General features: G+C 44.1%; 16 protein-coding genes and 1 riboswitch. Of the genes, 4 read left to right on the top strand and 12 right to left on the bottom strand.

Going from position 1 to position 16534, the window contains the following annotated elements; all coding sequences use genetic code 11:
• The first annotated feature begins 61 nt into the window (after positions 1-61).
• Positions 62-901 (top strand): AraC family transcriptional regulator, encoded by an 840-nt coding sequence (locus WFJ73_RS15295; protein WP_336773887.1) that lies wholly within the window; start codon positions 62-64, stop codon positions 899-901.
• A 175-nt stretch (positions 902-1076) separates the two neighbouring features.
• On the opposite strand, the gene WFJ73_RS15290 is transcribed toward WFJ73_RS15295, so the two are convergent.
• A complete protein-coding gene (locus WFJ73_RS15290; protein ID WP_336773886.1) occupies positions 1077-2108 on the bottom strand; it encodes an NADH:flavin oxidoreductase/NADH oxidase in 1032 nt (343 codons plus the stop codon).
• A gap of 220 nt (positions 2109-2328) precedes the next feature.
• Here WFJ73_RS15290 and WFJ73_RS15285 point away from each other — a divergent pair, with 220 nt between their 5' ends.
• A complete protein-coding gene (locus WFJ73_RS15285; protein WP_336773885.1) occupies positions 2329-3189 on the top strand; it encodes a LysR family transcriptional regulator in 861 nt (286 codons plus the stop codon).
• A 43-nt stretch (positions 3190-3232) separates the two neighbouring features.
• Here the strand turns inward: WFJ73_RS15285 and WFJ73_RS15280 are convergent, their stop codons facing one another.
• The gene (locus tag WFJ73_RS15280; protein ID WP_336773884.1) at positions 3233-3460 is read right to left on the bottom strand and encodes a hypothetical protein; all 228 of its coding nucleotides are present in this window, start codon (positions 3458-3460) and stop codon (positions 3233-3235) included.
• Between the two features lie 145 nt (positions 3461-3605).
• Positions 3606-4730 carry a copper amine oxidase N-terminal domain-containing protein gene (locus WFJ73_RS15275; RefSeq protein ID WP_336773883.1) on the bottom strand — a complete coding sequence of 375 codons (1125 nt, stop codon included), beginning with the start codon at positions 4728-4730 and terminating at the stop codon, positions 3606-3608.
• 440 nt (positions 4731-5170) lie between these two features.
• On the opposite strand from WFJ73_RS15275, the gene WFJ73_RS15270 reads away from it, so the two are divergent.
• Complete coding sequence (locus WFJ73_RS15270; RefSeq protein ID WP_336773882.1) at positions 5171-6472, top strand: alpha/beta hydrolase family protein; 1302 nt, start codon at positions 5171-5173, stop codon at positions 6470-6472.
• A 122-nt stretch (positions 6473-6594) separates the two neighbouring features.
• On the opposite strand, the gene WFJ73_RS15265 is transcribed toward WFJ73_RS15270, so the two are convergent.
• The 9 genes from WFJ73_RS15265 to WFJ73_RS15225 all read right to left on the bottom strand — a co-directional run bounded on the left by WFJ73_RS15265 (position 6595) and on the right by WFJ73_RS15225 (position 15315).
• Positions 6595-7218 (bottom strand): DUF3885 domain-containing protein, encoded by a 624-nt coding sequence (locus WFJ73_RS15265; protein ID WP_442955953.1) that lies wholly within the window; start codon positions 7216-7218, stop codon positions 6595-6597.
• A gap of 300 nt (positions 7219-7518) precedes the next feature.
• Complete coding sequence (locus WFJ73_RS15260; RefSeq protein ID WP_336773880.1) at positions 7519-8286, bottom strand: nucleotidyltransferase; 768 nt, start codon at positions 8284-8286, stop codon at positions 7519-7521.
• Positions 8287-8485: 199 nt separating this feature from the next.
• Positions 8486-9400: a phosphotransferase gene (locus WFJ73_RS15255; protein WP_336774021.1), complete on the bottom strand. Its 915-nt coding sequence runs from the start codon at positions 9398-9400 to the stop codon at positions 8486-8488.
• Between the two features lie 214 nt (positions 9401-9614).
• Entirely contained in the window at positions 9615-10268 is a 654-nt protein-coding gene (locus WFJ73_RS15250) for a hypothetical protein (protein WP_336773879.1), read from the bottom strand.
• A gap of 95 nt (positions 10269-10363) precedes the next feature.
• Positions 10364-11041 (bottom strand): DUF4304 domain-containing protein, encoded by a 678-nt coding sequence (locus WFJ73_RS15245; protein ID WP_336773878.1) that lies wholly within the window; start codon positions 11039-11041, stop codon positions 10364-10366.
• A gap of 143 nt (positions 11042-11184) precedes the next feature.
• Complete coding sequence (locus WFJ73_RS15240; RefSeq protein WP_336773877.1) at positions 11185-11904, bottom strand: IMP cyclohydrolase; 720 nt, start codon at positions 11902-11904, stop codon at positions 11185-11187.
• A gap of 50 nt (positions 11905-11954) precedes the next feature.
• Positions 11955-12032, bottom strand: a riboswitch (ZMP/ZTP riboswitch).
• 93 nt (positions 12033-12125) lie between these two features.
• On the bottom strand, positions 12126-12434 hold the full coding sequence (locus WFJ73_RS15235) for a YfjL-like protein (RefSeq protein ID WP_336773876.1): 309 nt from the start codon (positions 12432-12434) through the stop codon (positions 12126-12128).
• Between the two features lie 119 nt (positions 12435-12553).
• Entirely contained in the window at positions 12554-12730 is a 177-nt protein-coding gene (locus WFJ73_RS15230) for a hypothetical protein (RefSeq protein ID WP_336773875.1), read from the bottom strand.
• A gap of 539 nt (positions 12731-13269) precedes the next feature.
• Positions 13270-15315, bottom strand: a complete 2046-nt coding sequence (locus WFJ73_RS15225; RefSeq protein WP_336773874.1) for a beta-galactosidase — start codon at positions 15313-15315, stop codon at positions 13270-13272.
• A gap of 183 nt (positions 15316-15498) precedes the next feature.
• On the opposite strand from WFJ73_RS15225, the gene WFJ73_RS15220 reads away from it, so the two are divergent.
• Positions 15499-16344 (top strand): helix-turn-helix domain-containing protein, encoded by an 846-nt coding sequence (locus WFJ73_RS15220; RefSeq protein ID WP_336773873.1) that lies wholly within the window; start codon positions 15499-15501, stop codon positions 16342-16344.
• The last annotated feature ends 190 nt before the right edge of the window (positions 16345-16534 follow it).

Genomic DNA, 16534 nt, shown 5'->3' with positions numbered 1-16534 from the left:
GCAGATGCTTTTTTTGTGCTATATTAACATCAATAATAACAACGACGAGGAGACAGCCGCCATGACGGTTCCCATGTTGTATGCGGCGGCTTTGATTGATCCGCTGGTGCAATCCAATTTCCATATCGTACATTCGGTGAGACATGCGTATCCGCTGCATGGACACGACTTCTACGAAATCTTTATCGTCATTTCCGGCCAATGCACGCATCTGGTCAACGGAGATACTCAATTTCTGAAAGAGGGAGCTATGGTGTTCATTCGTCCCGATGACACGCATAGCTATGATTTGCTGGAAGGCGAGGATTGCCGGTTCTTGAACGTCAACTTTTATAAAGAGGTTGTGGAGGGGGCTTTCGACTACATTGGCCACGCGGCGTTTGCCCAGGCGCTCCGGAGTCCGCAGCTTCCGCCCGTCATCCTGCTGCCCGGAACAGACATGGAGGCTCTGATGAGGAAAAGCGAGCAAATCCAGCTATTTAACTCGACCGATAAGCAAAAGGCAAGAACGATGGCCCGCAGCTTCCTAAACGATGCCTTAACCCATTTCTTCCTACACTTCCGCAATGACGGCACGCAACCGCTGCCGCAATGGTTCGATCATCTGCTCGCGCAGCTGCAGCGCAAAGAAAATTTCAGCGCCGGACTGCCCAGATTACGGGAATTGACGGACCGGAGCGACGGCCATCTTAACCGCGTTTTCAAGCAATATCTCCGCATGACGCCAACGGCTTATTTGAACCACCTGCGGCTTGGACATGCCAAAAACCTGCTGCTCACCACGCAGCTTCCCATCGTGGATATCGCTTACGACGCCGGGTTCGATAATTTAAGCCATTTCTACCATCTCTTTAAAGACGCCTACGGAATTGCACCGGGCAAAATACGCAACTGGCAATGACAGCAGGCTAATGAAAAGAAGTCCTGTTAATTAGCAAACTGCGCATTCGATGTTCTTTCGATCGCCATTGCTCCAGAATCATCGAGTGCTCCGTTTGGAATTAGAACGATTTTCAAGAAACCAAACACAAAAAAGCGGGGCAGGATTTAGTCCTGCACCGCTTTTTCGATATCTATTAACCGCGCGCGAAACCGCGCTCGTATTGTCTTGGAGGATCGATTTCTTTGTGGAGAACGCTCGCTGCTTCGAGGGCCCAGTAAGGATTGCGAAGCATGCCTCGGCCTACGGCCACGAGGTCCGCGTCTTCGTTGCCGATCACGGAGTTGGCAAGCGCAGGATCGTCTAGTCTGCCGACTGCGATAACCGGGATATTCAGTGCTTCTCTGATCGCTCTCGCGAGAGGCACCTGGTAACCCGCATGCGTACCCGGTCTGCCGGCAGCCGCGATCTGACCTTCGCCGCCCGCACTAATATGGAAGAGGTCGACGCCCGCTTCTTTTAATTCTTTCGCGAAAGCAATGCTTTCGTTAATGCCATAGCCGCCTTCTACATATTCGCGTGCGGAAATCCGCATAATTAACGGCATATGGTCCGGCATTTCGCTTTTTGCGGCTTTAATCACTTCTTTGCCGAATAACGTCCGGTCTTGACCGTATTTATCGTTTCTTTTATTCGTCAGCGGGGACACAAACTGGTGAATCAGGTAGCCGTGGGCACCGTGAATCTCAATCGTATCTACGCCAGCCTGTACGGCACGGCGCACGGCAAGTCTAAATTTCTCCACCATTTGCTCTACTTCTTCGGTAGTCAAAGCCCGAGGCGTTTTGGAATTTTCGTCAAACGGAATAGCCGACGGGGCTACCGGCAGCTCCGCGTCCTCGGCTTTACGGCCGGCATGGGCAATCTGAATGCCTATCTTGGCCCCATGCTGATGGACGGCATCAACGATGCGGGCTAGCGCCGGAATATGATCATCCGACCACAATCCTAAATCATAGTCCGTAATTCGGCCGTCCGGCTCGACGTCCGTCATTTCGATAATAATCAATCCCGCACCGCCAACCGCGCGGCTGACGTAATGCGCGTAATGCCATTCGTTTGCTATGCCGTCTTTGGCCGTTACCGAGTATTGGCACATCGGCGGCATAACGACGCGGTTTTTCAAGGACAAGCTTTTCATTTCGTACGGAGTAAATAAGTGCTTCAAAATACGATCTCTCCTCTATTCTATAGTTCCACGGTTCCAATTCGGCTACATCATAATGTACCCCGTTTCGGACAACTCATGAACAGGCATTTGTAAAGAAATGTTACAGACCCCATTATACCCTTGCCCCGACAATAAAACTAATTATATAAATTGCATTAAATCATAAAAATATTTATAATTTGGTTTTACTTATGAACGATAGAGGATGAGGAATAAGATGGTCGATTTTGAATGGTACCGAAGCTTTATTGCTATCTACAAGCATCACTCCGTCTCCGAGGCCGCCAAAACCAGAATGATGACGCAGCCAGCCATGAGCCAGCATCTAGCCGCGTTGGAGGCTGAAGTTGGAGAAGCGTTATTCACGCGCGTATCGAGGAGACTTGTCGTAACCGAACGGGGCAAAGAGCTATATTCCCGGGTTGCGCCGCTAGTTGAATCGCTGGAGGAAACAACGGCCGGGCTGAAATCCACGTCCCTGCCGAACAACAAGGTGTTCCGCATTGGCTTATCCCTGGAGTATTTCCAGGAGCTGTTTCTTCCCAAGGTTACGAATTCCGGCATGTGCAGCGTTTCTTACTTCGGGACGGCAGACCAATTGCTGGAGCTGTTAAAAGAAGATCAAGTGGAGCTCATTATTACTCCCAAGAAATTTATCTTACCCGGCATTGAGTATGAGCTGTTAATGGAAGAGACGTTTACGATCATAACCCCTGCTTCGCTTGAGGTCCCCGATCTTCGCCATCCCAAAGAGATCGAGGAATGGCTGTCCGAGCAGCGATGGATTTCCTACGGGCTGGAGCTCCCGATTATTAGACGTTTATGGAGAGAGCATTTCAAGAGACGTCCTCTAATCAAGCCCAAGCATGTGATTCCCAATCTGCACGCGGTTATCAGGGCCGTAGAGTTGGGAGCCGGAATCAGCGTGATCCCTACTTATCTGCTTGAGAATTCGAAGGCCGGCATTCATACTTGCTTCGACAATCTGACTGTCACTAATGATCTGTTAATTGGCTATAAAAGCAAGCACAAGCATCTGCCCGAGCTGCAGGAGATTATTTCGATTATCCGGAGATGAGAAAAAAGCCGCAAATTTGCGGCTTTCTTTTTTTCTTATCCTATTACAGCGAGCTGAATTTTTTCCCGACCTGAGCCAGCATCTCTTTGCGAGCCTCGTCGGTAACCGACGTAACGCCGCCAAACAGGAACTGCTCGACAACCTCAATGCCAGTAAATTCGAATATTCCGCTTCCGGAGGTTTGCTTCAAGGAATTGTTCATGCCAATGGATTCGTAAATCTCGGGACCACGATTGAGCAGATTGTCGAGAAAATTTTGCGTCAGGAACACTTGTAATCTTCCTGTAATCTTTCGCTCAGGTTCCTTTCATCATCGGCTCCTATAATAAAGGACATGACCCCCCTTTATATATTCTCTATTGTTGCCTGCGGCTGATTGCCGCAGGCTTTTTGTTTCTTCTTGTGTCTTATTTTCCTCAATCTGCGACCTTAGCGCTTACCTTGATATCGTCAAAGTAAAGCGTAGTCAGCCCTTCAAATCCGGAATCGGAGCCAACAAGAATAAAGATCTGGCCTTTGGCGTTTGCCGTTACCTTGGCGTTGTAGTCAAACTCAACACGCTGATACCCTTCCTTGTCCACATCCGGTTTAGCCGCATTGCCTATGACCTTTACATCCTTGCCGCCGGTTCCTTGGCTGCCGATGTCCACGTTCATTCTGTAATATTCTTCACCCGAAGAAGAGGTTGGCACGGACAACGGTTCGGTGGGCAGGATACCGGCCTTTAAGAAAATAGATTCCGCAGGCGAGCCGCCAATACCAATCGACCCTCCTTCCGCTTCGGTGTACATCGCAAACTTCAGATTAACGTTGTAAGAAGTATTTGGTTTGAAGCCTTCAATACCTTTGGAAAGATACATAAACAAATCATCGCTTCGATTATGCCCGGACAGCTTCAGGCCGTAATTGGAAGTATTGTTCGGGACCGGAATCAAGCTGCGCGCAAAGTCGAGCTCGTAAATCTCTTTGTAATAGTTGGTCGGCATATCGGCAAAGCCGCCCTTCCATCCTTCCGTATCCTTCGTAAACTGATAATTGAAATCGAGACCTGCGGGAGTATTTGCCTGATTGATAAGGGTAACCGTATGGGCTGCAGGCTCCCATTGCAGGCGGGCCCCCATAAGAGCCGCCAACGAACGGGCTGGAACAAATACCGTTCCTTTTGCCTGGCGAACCTGCTCGGGCAGCTTGATATTCTCTCCTTTCGCATTTACCGCATAAGAAGAGTTCAAAGTGAATTTTATCGTTCCGAAGGCTTTCCCCGACAAGGTAATCATCCGGTCTTTGTTATTCCAGCTTATCGATGCGCCGAGAGATTCGGCAGCGGCTCTAACGGGAACCATCGTGTTTCCGTTGCTAACATAAGGGGCGGAGAGCAGGCTATGCTTACCCGTGTTATTGCTATAATGAACATCGTTAATTTTAAAAGTAACGGCAGAGGCCGCGGCTTGGCTTTCTGCTCCGTGTGCTAGCGGGATGCTGCCTGCCGAAAGCACGGTTGCAACAAGGAGACTGGACAGCATGAGATTTTTTTTACGCATATTTATATTCTTCCTTTCTGCTCAGATGTACTTTCTAGACGCAACGATGAATTTAAAGGTTACAGCCTTTACAATCCGGCAATTTTTGAGACAAAAAAAGTGCCCCGCTTTGCAAGCAAAGTTGAGCACTTTCTCTCATCATACTCCCTATTAAACTAAAGAGCCCGGAGAGTCTGTACATATTTTTTTGGGGAAAAAATAAAATTACACTATACTATTCATGACCAATAAAGTTTGGAGAAAGGGCATCCTTACATGAACCATGCCTTATATATAAGCCTTACCATGGAGCAATGAGAATTTGGGAATCCATTCTGCTTATTATGCTGACCATTAGCATGATGACAATGAATCGAAATCAATCTTACTTACGCTTCTTTTGTATGCTTCTGCCCGTTCCATTGACTGTTCACCTATTAACCGAAGGATATCGCTGGCAAATGGTTCCTTCGTATTTATTCGCTTTCTATTCGTTTGTGACCGCTGTTCCGGGATTATTCAAGCGAAAGCGTATGTCCCCCATCCGTATGGGATTGATACCCTCACTCGGATTGCTGCTGATGTGCTGGGCATTGCCTTATTTGATACCCGTTCCTTCGCTAGAGGTTCCGTCTGGAAATAACCCGGTCGGTACAGTCATGTATCACTGGATTGACACAAGCAGGCCCGAGCAGACTATGGAGAAGACGAATAAATACCGTGAGATGAACGTTCAAATCTGGTATCCGGCACAAATCAAAGGAAGAATACAGCAGGCTCCGTATATTCCCGAACTAACCGGCTTGAGCCATTACATAAACCAGCGCTTGCATATTCCTTCCTTCTTGCTGAGCTACATGCGCCTTGCGAGGACGTATACCTACATGGATGCCGATATGGCGAATAATCAAAGCCAGTATCCAGTCGTTATCTTTTCGCATGGTTGGCCAGGCGCACGGTACGCCTATCATTATCTTGTCACGGATTTAGCTAGCAAAGGTTATGTGGTAGCCGTAGTTGAGCACACCTACGGTACTCTTGCGACTGTTTATCCCGACGGTCGGATGATGTCCCAAAAAGCTCCTCCGGAACTTCAACTTCCGGCTTGGGACCGTATCATTGATAATGTTTGGGCGGAAGACGACAGGTTCGTGCTGGATCAGTTGGAAAAGCTGAACGAGGGAATTATGGATAAACGTTTCAACCATCGTCTCAATATAGAGGAAACCGCAATTGCCGGCCATTCTTTCGGCGGGGATGACGCCCTTGCCGTGCTTCGCAAAGACAAAAGATTCAAGGTGGGAATTAGTTTGGACGGCTCCTTTTATGGGAGTACACGGACCCCGCTTTCCGCGGATCAATCTTTTCTATGGATTTGCACCGATAATTATTTGAATGGGCTAGGTCTGCCCGAACCAAGCGACAAGCAGTTGTCGGAAGAAGGGATACAACGGGCCGTTTATAATGACTGGGCAGACAACTTCTACCGTAGAAGAGACCAAGCGATATCCGAAGGCGGTCAAATTTTGCAGCTTAAAGGAATAAAACATTCAAGCTTCTCGGATTTTTATACGTACTCCCCTATTCTGAAGTGGAAAGCCAAAGCACCCGATCCTAAGCAAAGCCATCAACTGATTCTGAAATACGTCGAGTTATATCTGGAACAACATCTAAAGGGACAACCATCGGTAGGAAGGTTCGAAAACCTGTCGCATCAAGACAACCAGGTCTTACTAAATCCTTCGGTCAACCACAGATCATAATAAAAGTACCCTGCCTTGCTATAAAGCAAGATCGGGTACTTTCGGATCGTGTGCGATTGACCGTTTCTGCTTCTACTGTTCAAAAATTAATTTATCGACGATTTTCATCACTTAGACGAGAATCACTTATCCTTGAATATACCGTCAATGTATTCTCTCCAGTAGTCCACAATCCAATCGTTATACTTTAAATATAGAGTCTTTAAGCTTCCAATTGAAATGGCGTGTGCGATGCACCCTCTATCATCGTACATGTGAAATAGAATGTCCTTATCTTGACTTAAAAAGTAAACTCTTTGTCCAATGGACGGTTTTCTTCCCTGCTCATAATGAGAAATCCCTTCAAGGATCTTTTTATATGGAATTGACGAAACTAAACCCGATATTACTTTAAATTGATACTGATTTTTAACTTCTGTTGTATTTCCGTCTTCATCCTCGTCTTCATCGATCTCAAAGAGGGTGTCCTCTTCCATTGTTCTTTCTTGAAGCAATTCATATAGATAGTCCGGGGTTGGATTTCCAAACATGATATCTTCATAAGGTCCCCAGTCTTTGATTAAGACATATATAAAATCCGTCGGTTTAAACAACTCTTCGAAAATTGTATTTACTCTTTTATTTACTTGGGCAATTCTTCGTTTTGATCCGTTTCGATATGGTTCACCTAACTCAAAACGTACGTTGATATCACTTCGATATTCAGGAAACTTATATTTCAAGTAACTATATATATCCTGTAACATTTGATCCCCTTAGTTTTGTCATTTTTGTCTAATATCTTATCTATGAAACTTGCGAACTATCCTTATTTGAGTAATCGAGAAGCAAAAATAATACGGCAGTTGTTCCTTTGATCGGCCACCACCAATGCGTTGATTAAACTATCGTTCTCCAGATAGCTCAATAGTCTTATGTTTTTTAATTAGAGTCGCTGCTTATAGTTGTGAGGCTTGCCGAACACCTAATGCAGTGACGTCCCGACGGGCTTAGTGGCTGGATGTGGTCACTCGCTTCTCAGAGTGACCCGGAGCGTCAATATGGTGTTAGCCGAAGGAAGTTCTGGAAGCAGCCATTGCATTTAAGGCGTTCTCAAAATAGCTATATACGTCATCCGCAATTCCCAGAAACTCTTCAACAAGTACATTACTATCCAAGTAACAAGCATACAGATAATCAACTAAAGCGGAGTCAATCTCACAATAGTTTAATATGGCATTCTTCATCTTAATAATGTCATCTTGCCATACACCTGTATCTTCTAAAACCAAAGAGTATAATGCACGAATTAATCTCTTAGAGTAACCTTTAATATATCTAGTTTTCATTGTGTTATCACTAGCATTAGAAAGTAAACTATGTATACGATCTACTTCCTCCTTGGTCTCTGTATTTAAGTCTAAAATGAACTCTGGAGAAATAATTATCGATGGTACTTTTTCACCAACGTCATGACCATAAATGCAAACACAAATTATCTTTACCCAAAAACCCCACTCATTTGGTTTACTTAATACATCGTCAATCGAGCAAATTATCGTATCAATTTTAGTTACTACAGGATATTCTTCCAAGAGCCTGTCTTTAATATTTGTCAATCTTTCGTAATCAATATCATTGGGATTTACACATACAATAGTAAAGTCTGCATCTGACTTAAAAGGTATAGCAGTTCCTTTTGGAATTGAGCCACACATATAAATGCTATGAATCTTACCTTTAAATTCGGTAAGTATATTATCTATATACTTTTCAACAAAATTCTTATATTCACTTTGTATTACAATTCTATTTATAACTTTTTCTAATATCATATAGACCCCTCCTAAACTAAGAACCTCTTTCGGCTAACGTCTTTTTTGCGAACTTCGTAAATTCGTCATGACTTAAGTTATTCGCGAAATCATTCAACTATCTTGCCCTTTCGTTCAACGATGAGCGGCGGCCGATCGAATGGACGGCCGCCGCTGTGACATGATTGAGCTATCGTCTCCCGATAGCGGAATGAATTTCTTAATCAGCGAGAGCACGTTTTATGATCGCTTTTGCTTCAGCAACCAACTTTTCATCTTTATAATCAATTGCCTGCATCATGATCAAAATGGGAATGTATATGGCTATCAATCGAGCTAATATCTTCGTTTCTTCATCGACATCCCCATATTCTTTGAAAAAGTCTGAACGCGCATCCGGAGGCAAAAAGCTATACGCGACATTCAAGTCGCAAGCAGGATGTCCAATATTGATATCTCCCCAGTCGATAATCCCTGAAACTATTCCATTTTCGTCTACCAGCATATTTTTAAAATGAAGGTCTCCATGGAGGAATACGTTTTTGGGTTTCACTTTTTCAGTTCCAAGCTGTTCCAAATAGTTCGATAATTCATGATACTCTTCTTCACTAAAATGAAGGGCAAGGTCGGAAATGAATTTATGCAACTTTTCTTTACGCATTACAATATCAATCAAATTTCTATGGTCATGTTGAACTCCATTTTCTTGGGCAATTTGCACAGGAAATGCATGTAAGCTTTTCAAAAATTGCGCGAGCGTTGTTGCTGATAACGCACGTTGCTTGTCAGTTAATCCGATTGGAAACTCTCCTGATAAATAGGGGTAGCCTAGGAAAGGTGCAGGATAATTATAATCCCCTTCCCCAAAAAATAGAGGTAACGAATATGCAATGGAACAATAATCTTTAAGCTTAGGTAGTATCTTTTCTTCAATCCTTAAACGATTAATTGCAACTTCTCTTCTTGGAAAGCGAAATACATATTCGATCCCGATAAGAAAAACAGTGTTATCCCAGCCGTATCCTAGTTTTTGTACGCTTTGTGAAGCTAACTGCGGAAACTGACTGCTTATTAATTTATGAGCCAATTCTTCTGATACTTCCCATTCCGCATCCCATTGATTCGTACTTCCCATACCCATTTATCGACTCCCTCACGAAAATAGAAAATAGGCTCGACTAGCCTGTTCCATTTACAACATCATATCATTAATTTGTTCTTCTGTTCGAGAACAACCTTACCGTCTGTTCCTCTATCCTGCCCGTTACTTCAATGAAAAAAGAAGAGCAAATTGCCGCGGCAACTGCTCCAAGTTTCGTTGAACTATAGTTCCCCGATAGCGTAACGACTCATCTGAACTGATCAGCATTATTTCGAGATAGCCAGTCCACCATAAAATCAAACAACTCGATTGAGTAAGTATGCTTATTTTGGGTACTCGGAATCGATGTAATGATTTCCCTAATATTTCTATCAACGCTCACGGAATCTATAAAATGGACAAGATCGGGAACCTCTTTATTAAGCGCTTGGAAGTAATGTTTTTGTGGCTTAATGAACTGTAAATTCATATCAAAGCCCCCTCGTTTCCTCGAAGAATCCGATTCTTTCCGTTTAATTAGTTCATCCTCACTGCAGCTGAGTAGATAATATCTGTCAGGGAATCCGATTTTTTGGTCTAGAATCAGATTCCGATAGTAATCGGCTATAAACTCTAACGACTGATTATCAAATAAAGTAAAATCATACGCCCAGTTATACCAAAAGGGTTGAAATAAATCGATGTCTATAACAACAAATGAGTGCTTATTCCTGTTTTCCAAGGCTATTCTCCATCGATCTGCCTGACGTTCAAACCACCATTCTCTATATTCAGGGTTAGGTCGTTCTTTCCACCAGGTATTAATTTCAGGGATATGAAAAGCCCCATGAATGGCAGCCAGTTCAGAGGATGTGCTTGTTTTTCCTACAGCACTAGCACCTTCGATACTTATAATGGTCATACCTTCTCCTCCATAATTTGCTGCGTTAAATCTTTTACTCCATAAAAAACGGCAGCGGATCTCTAATCTGCAGCCGTATTATGCATGCTTTGAAACTAATGTTCTTCGTTAGCGTAATCCATTATTTCTGTGAAGTCCTGTATTAGTCCAGTTGTCTTACCTATGTTTGTAAGTCCCCAATGGGCAAAATTAGCGGCTTCAGCCTTATTTTCGAGGAAGATATGGGTACGTGCTATTAACAATGCTAATCTTAAATTCAAGGGTGCTCCGTAACTGTCTAATTTCTTTGTACGTTGTGATAACTCATTCAATTTTATTGAGGTTATTGCACGAGGGAAATCTTCATTGAACTGAGAGAAGTAACTTAACCCCTGGCCTAGTATCATATCTTTCATTTCTTGTATTAATGCCCTTGCTCTTGACTCATCTTCAGTATGATCATACCGAAACCAAACTTCACTTTTCTTTTGACGAAGAACATTTGATTGGAACCAGTTTAATTTATTAATCAATCGTGTTCTAAACTCACAGTCATAGACAGTTATTTTGCTTACAGGGATAAACTCTCTAATTGTATTAGGAAGGAAATCGAAGTGAACCCCCAACTCTACAACGCACGATCCACCATACTTATCCGCCTGTATCACAATAGCATTGATTACGTGGCTGCCGTTATCTTTTACAAAGTGATGATCTGTTCCAATAAATCCAATTTTGTTTAGTTCTGGTGCTAGATATTTCTTAATTAGCTTTCTAAATTCACTTGTTTTCATTCGCGATTTACCTCGGCAGATACGTTTTACGTTTAATTCGAGAAGATACTCTACGTATCCTTTAACTAATTCTGATTAAAGTAACCTTTACTTCAACAAAAGCTGCAGTAGGATCCTTCGATCCGCTGAAGCTTTTGTTTGAACTATAGTCTCCCGATAGTTGAATTCTTATTTCGAATTTGCAAGTGTATATCCTCATTCTGCACATCAATAAACTTTACTAACAATGCAATTTTGTTCTCAGAATTTATACGTTCCCAATAGTAGTCTGCTAATTCATTAATTGAATCAGATAGTGGTACCTCAAATGGTTCACCTTCGAATGGCTTAAGTACACCATCCAGTTCTGAACTATAGGTATGTATGCAATGACCTATTCCCTTTTTGAATCCGCTGTATTGATACATGTTACGTATACAAACTGAAGGATCATTGTCCTTTGTTTTGAGAATTGATAGGCTGTATTGTTTAAGTTCTGTGTTAATTATACCTGAGATTCTTGGGGTAAAGTGGGGAGCATCTGGTTCAAACTCTCGAAGCATTAATGATTCGTGAAAGGATCTTTGGTCCTTTAATCCTTCATAAATAGTTTCAGTTTGATCACCATTAGAGACAATGTGTACTTTATCCCTATGTCGTATAGGATAATAAATTATTAGAGAAGGGTCTTCCATTAGGCTAGGATCAAATGCTTTGTTTCTTACATTAGCCCCCTCTCTTTCAAATACTCGATTTCTACTGTTAGCGCTTCTTCCCATAATCCAGTACACCTGAACATAATGCGATCCTGAAGGAGTCATACCTACAATAAGTGTTCTTCCGGGATATGGATTTTCAAACAAATCGTATTGAATTGTTTTCATTTGCTTCTTCTCCTCTCGAATAAACACAAAGAGGTAAGGGGAATTCCCCTTACCTCTGCCCAGGCGTACGGCTACAACTTATATGCTTCCTCATGGATCCCCATGCTTCGCCAGTCACATATAAGGCTCTAAATTAGATATATAATAACAATTTTCAATGTTTTTTTTGTCATTATGTAACTAACGTTCACCGTTAGTTGAACAACTTGTTACCCTTGTTATTAATTCTCAACATTATAACTTTGAAGATTACCATCGTATCCTTTATCAATTCTAATGATCTGATTTGGATTATTCATGGGATGAACAACTGCAATAAAATGTTGATCGCTAGATGTAGATTCTTTGAAGCTATACTCAATACTTTCAATAATCATTTCATCTTGATAGTTTTTTCTGAGATATTCTTCGACTTCTTCTTTAAACATCCCTTTAGATATTGGATTTCCGTAACCAAGGCAATAGATTAAATAGCCAACAACTATTATTACGAATATCACTAAAGCAAAGATTAAATAACGAACTTTCATTTAGATTTCATTCCTTTAAAATGTGTTATATATAAATTTAATCTAATACTTTATTTACGGATTTCGCAACACTTCAACATTTAACATATTCGCGAATCGACTAATCTATCCGCCCTTTCTTAATCACAATCGTCTGCTCTTTCGCCGCTTGCATCTATTTGAGCAGTCCCACCGCCAAACTGCCACCCCTTGCTCTCAATAAATTCAATAAACGCTTCCAAAAACTCGTTATGCCCTAAATCACCTTCATTTGCATAAACACTATCATTGATTTGAACTCCAAAAGGTCCTTTCAAGTATCTCACTCCACTTCATAATAACCTTTCATTTATCACCTTATATTACCACGCAATCCTGCCCGTTAGCTCAATGAATAAATAAAACGTGCAATCCGAAAGGGATCACGTACTGTTTAAAACAAGAACATCTATCTATAACGAGAGTCGCAGTTAACGCGACTCCGGTTGTAGATAGATGTTCTTATCGTCAGACAGCTACCTCTCATTCTGTACCTGTGAGGGGGAACTTCCCAAGTATATGGCATTAAAGAACTTTATTTTCACAGACAAATAATAATCTTCTTGAATTAAAGAACTTTATTTTTCATTAAAGAATTTTATTTTCCCTCAGCAGCAATGGCGGATGGACGTATCAATCAACTGAACTTGTAACCTTCCTGTAATATTCCGCTCAGGTTCCTTTCATTATCGGCTCCTATAATAAGGGACAAGACCCCCCTTTATATATTCTCTATTGTTGCCTGCGGCTGATTGCCGCAGGCTTTTTGTTTGCGCAGCAAAAAGCCCCCGCAGGAAAATCCCACGGGGCTCATATATTAAAGTTCCAAAATCATAACGCCGTAAGCCGGCATCTCTACATCGTTTTCCACTGCTGCTCCGGTCAGGAGGTCTGTTACGCTCTGCTTCACCTGAATCGCAACCGGCTTATCCGAATAGTTCAGCAGGAAAGCGTAAGAAGCATCCTTCGAGGATCGAATACCGATCTCGACTTCAGCCGGGGCAGTGATCCGGTCCGCGAGAGGCGAGCGTAAACCAATCTCATCCAAAATCCCATCGACTACCGGTTCGCTGTAGGCAGCTCCTAAGTACCAGACTTGGCCTTCCCCAACATTCCGGCGGGTTAACGCTGGCTCCCCTTGATAATATTCGGATGAGTACCGGGCGACAACTTCCGCTTCCGGGTTCTGAACGCTAAGCACCTCGTTGAAGCCTACCGCCTTCGTGCCTTCGGACAATCGGCCTTCCCATTGCAGCTCTGCCGCATTCACTTTGCCTTTAATAAGCGTAAAGTCCTCAACCGTAATGCCGCATAGTCCGGCAACCGGACCCGGGAATGGACGCATGTAGCATTGTCCGTTCATATCCTTGTACCCCGTGCGGGCACCTAGGAACAGCTTGCCGCCCTGCTCCGCATAGCGGGTCAGAAGCTCGGCCGTCTCATCGGTCATAATCGCCGAATGCGGATAGACGATTACTTTGTACTTGGCTAAATCCTCGAGTGTCGTATTCGAGCGCAAGAAAATGGAGTCTGCCGGAATATGCCGGTATTGCAGCTGCTTAAACCAGGAGCGCATGCTCTGCCACTGCAGAGGGCCATGCCATACATCCATCTCTCCATCCCAGTTATTGTTGTAATCCTGCATAAAAGCAACTTCCGCTTGATAGGCCGTACCTGCGATCAGGGATCCAATCTTCGCGAATTCGCCGCCTACCTGCGCCACTTCCCGCACTCTACGGTTCGGCTGGTTGTGGTAGTCATTAATGCCATGCCAATAAATTTCGGTGCCGAACGTTGCCGTGCGCCAGCGGAAATAGACAAGAAGATCGGTTCCGTGAAGCACCGATTGATACGACCATAAACGGATTTGACCCGGTCTTGGCGTTCCCATCTCAATCCGGTCAACCCAACCGCCGGGGCCGGACTGCTGCTCCATGACGCAGAAGTTCTGCGAGATGGACCTGACGTTGGTCAAATTAATGCTCCATTGGCGGTCAAGCAGAGGGTCGGTTTCATTGTCGTTATAGAAAACGCTGCTGAATTGCGGATACGAGTCATACGAGAAGAAATCGAGCAGCTCATCCGTCATCTTATGATTATCGAGATGGCCGAACAATCCGTTAGTCGTTACCCAATGCTGCGGCGCCAGCTCGCGGATAATATCAACCTGCAGCTTGGCGAACGAAATGACGTTATCCGAAATAAACCGTTTCTCGTCCAATGCCAAATGCGGGTTCGGCGAATCCGTCTGCGACAGGTGCAGCTGCTCCCAATCCGTATAGGTCTGACTCCAGAAAACCGTACCCCATGCTTTATTGAGATTGTCCAACGTCTCATACTTTTCTTTGAGCCATACCCGAAAAGCGGCATGATCGGCTTCGGCATAAAACACGTTTTTCTCGCAGTTAAATTCGTTATCGATCTGCCAGCCTATAACCGCAGGATGGTCTTTGTAAGCGTTCACCATATTGCGCACGATTCGCTGGGAAAGCTCCCGGTATTTCGCGCTGGAATAATTGTAATGGCGGCGCATGCCGTGCTTGATCAATACTCCTTCCTTCGTTGCATTCAGCACCTCTGGATATTTATGCGTCAGCCAAGCAGGCGGCGTTGCGGTAGGCGTACCCAGAATAACCCTCAGACCGTAACGATGCGCCAGATCCATTATCCGCGTGAAAAAGCTGAAATCAAATACGCCTTCCTGCGGTTCGAGCATCGCCCAAGAAAATTCCGCCATCCGGATCACCGAGATATTCATCTCCCGCATGCGGCGGAAATCATCCTCCCACAGCCCCTCCGGCCAATGCTCCGGATAATAACATACCCCTAACGTTAACTCGTCCATTTGGATCGATTTTGCCATGACGACATCCTCCTTAGCTTATCTTGCTACTACCTCCATTCTAGTGGACGCCCAGGCAGAAGGATATGACAAAAAGATGCGAACTGTATTAAAATATTGTCATCAATTCATTCATTAGTTGCTATATTATCTTCTAAAAGAAGATATCGTATAAAAATATTGCGCTATTACGAGGTGTTTTCAATGAAAGAACATATCTTCCTCCCCAAGCCCATTTTCCCCCGTCACATCTGCTTTCCCGACTTCATCGGCGGCTACAGCGAATTTCCGGAGCATGCCGTCAACCGGGAATTTGCCACAACAGAAAACAACCTGGACCGTTATTACAATTTGCACATTGTGCTAGGCGGCAAAGGTTATCTGCATACGGACAACATGACCTACGAGCTGACGCAGGGGCAAGGTTTTCTGTACGGACCCGGCCTTAGACAAACGTATCATTCGGATGCCCGGGATCCCTGGAGTATTCGTTGGGTCCATTTTTACGGCGTAAGGCCAGAGGAGTTGCTGGACGGAAAAGGTCTCGATGAACCATGGCTTTTTCATTTGCCCGATCTTGCTCCTGTTGAAGCCTTGATGGAGCGACTCCTGGGGCTTGGCAGAAGCTATGAAGTAGATGACGAATACGCGGCTGCTTCCACGCTGTACGAGCTGCTCACCAGGATTCAGACTACCGCCAGCCAGCTTAACGTGTCCGTTCATCAAGCCGCGGACAAAATCCGGGCGGCAGCCAATTACGTACGCGCCAACTGTAATCAACCCTTTACCCTTGAGCAGGCGGCAACGATTGCCGGGTACAGTTCCCATTATTTCAGCCGGAAATTTAATCAAACCTTTGGCAAGTCCTTCTCCGACTTCCTGACCGAAGCGCGTATTTTGCGGGCGAAGCAGCTCCTTGCCTCAACCCGCCTAGCGGTCAAGCTTATTGCGCTGGAAACCGGCTTTTCCCAGACCAGCTATTTCAGCAAATGCTTTCGCGATCAGGAAGGCATGACCCCGCTTCAATTCAGGGAAAGGCATAAGGCGTAAAATAATTATTTTTAAATACCACTTGACTTGTCGGAATTATGAGGTTAATATCAATCCATAATCCTTCAACGTTCATTCTTTTAACGTTGAACTAATTTCATAACGCCGATTGGATAACCAAAGGCCCAACTCACGTACCTGATCACGGGACGTCTGTTGCGGCCTTTTTTGTTTTCTTCGGATTATGCTT

Source organism: Paenibacillus sp. MMO-58 (genome assembly GCF_037146255.1).
Taxonomy (GTDB): domain Bacteria; phylum Bacillota; class Bacilli; order Paenibacillales; family Paenibacillaceae; genus Pristimantibacillus.
Note: the sequence above shows the minus strand (reverse complement) of the source record. Positions and strands in the feature narration are given on the sequence as shown.

What these genes read in the sequence shown, in the direction of transcription:
- WFJ73_RS15295 (WP_336773887.1), top strand. Translation starts at nt 62, where the DNA reads ATGACGGTTCCCATGTTGTATGCGGCGGCTTTGATTGATCCGCTGGTG.
- WFJ73_RS15285 (WP_336773885.1), top strand. Translation starts at nt 2,329, where the DNA reads ATGGTCGATTTTGAATGGTACCGAAGCTTTATTGCTATCTACAAGCAT.
- WFJ73_RS15275 (WP_336773883.1), bottom strand. Translation starts at nt 4,730, where the DNA reads ATGCGTAAAAAAAATCTCATGCTGTCCAGTCTCCTTGTTGCAACCGTG.
- WFJ73_RS15270 (WP_336773882.1), top strand. Translation starts at nt 5,171, where the DNA reads ATGGTTCCTTCGTATTTATTCGCTTTCTATTCGTTTGTGACCGCTGTT.
- WFJ73_RS15265 (WP_442955953.1), bottom strand. Translation starts at nt 7,218, where the DNA reads ATGTTACAGGATATATATAGTTACTTGAAATATAAGTTTCCTGAATAT.
- WFJ73_RS15260 (WP_336773880.1), bottom strand. Translation starts at nt 8,286, where the DNA reads ATGATATTAGAAAAAGTTATAAATAGAATTGTAATACAAAGTGAATAT.
- WFJ73_RS15255 (WP_336774021.1), bottom strand. Translation starts at nt 9,400, where the DNA reads ATGGGAAGTACGAATCAATGGGATGCGGAATGGGAAGTATCAGAAGAA.
- WFJ73_RS15250 (WP_336773879.1), bottom strand. Translation starts at nt 10,268, where the DNA reads ATGACCATTATAAGTATCGAAGGTGCTAGTGCTGTAGGAAAAACAAGC.
- WFJ73_RS15245 (WP_336773878.1), bottom strand. Translation starts at nt 11,041, where the DNA reads ATGAAAACAAGTGAATTTAGAAAGCTAATTAAGAAATATCTAGCACCA.
- WFJ73_RS15240 (WP_336773877.1), bottom strand. Translation starts at nt 11,904, where the DNA reads ATGAAAACAATTCAATACGATTTGTTTGAAAATCCATATCCCGGAAGA.
- WFJ73_RS15235 (WP_336773876.1), bottom strand. Translation starts at nt 12,434, where the DNA reads ATGAAAGTTCGTTATTTAATCTTTGCTTTAGTGATATTCGTAATAATA.
- WFJ73_RS15225 (WP_336773874.1), bottom strand. Translation starts at nt 15,315, where the DNA reads ATGGCAAAATCGATCCAAATGGACGAGTTAACGTTAGGGGTATGTTAT.
- WFJ73_RS15220 (WP_336773873.1), top strand. Translation starts at nt 15,499, where the DNA reads ATGAAAGAACATATCTTCCTCCCCAAGCCCATTTTCCCCCGTCACATC.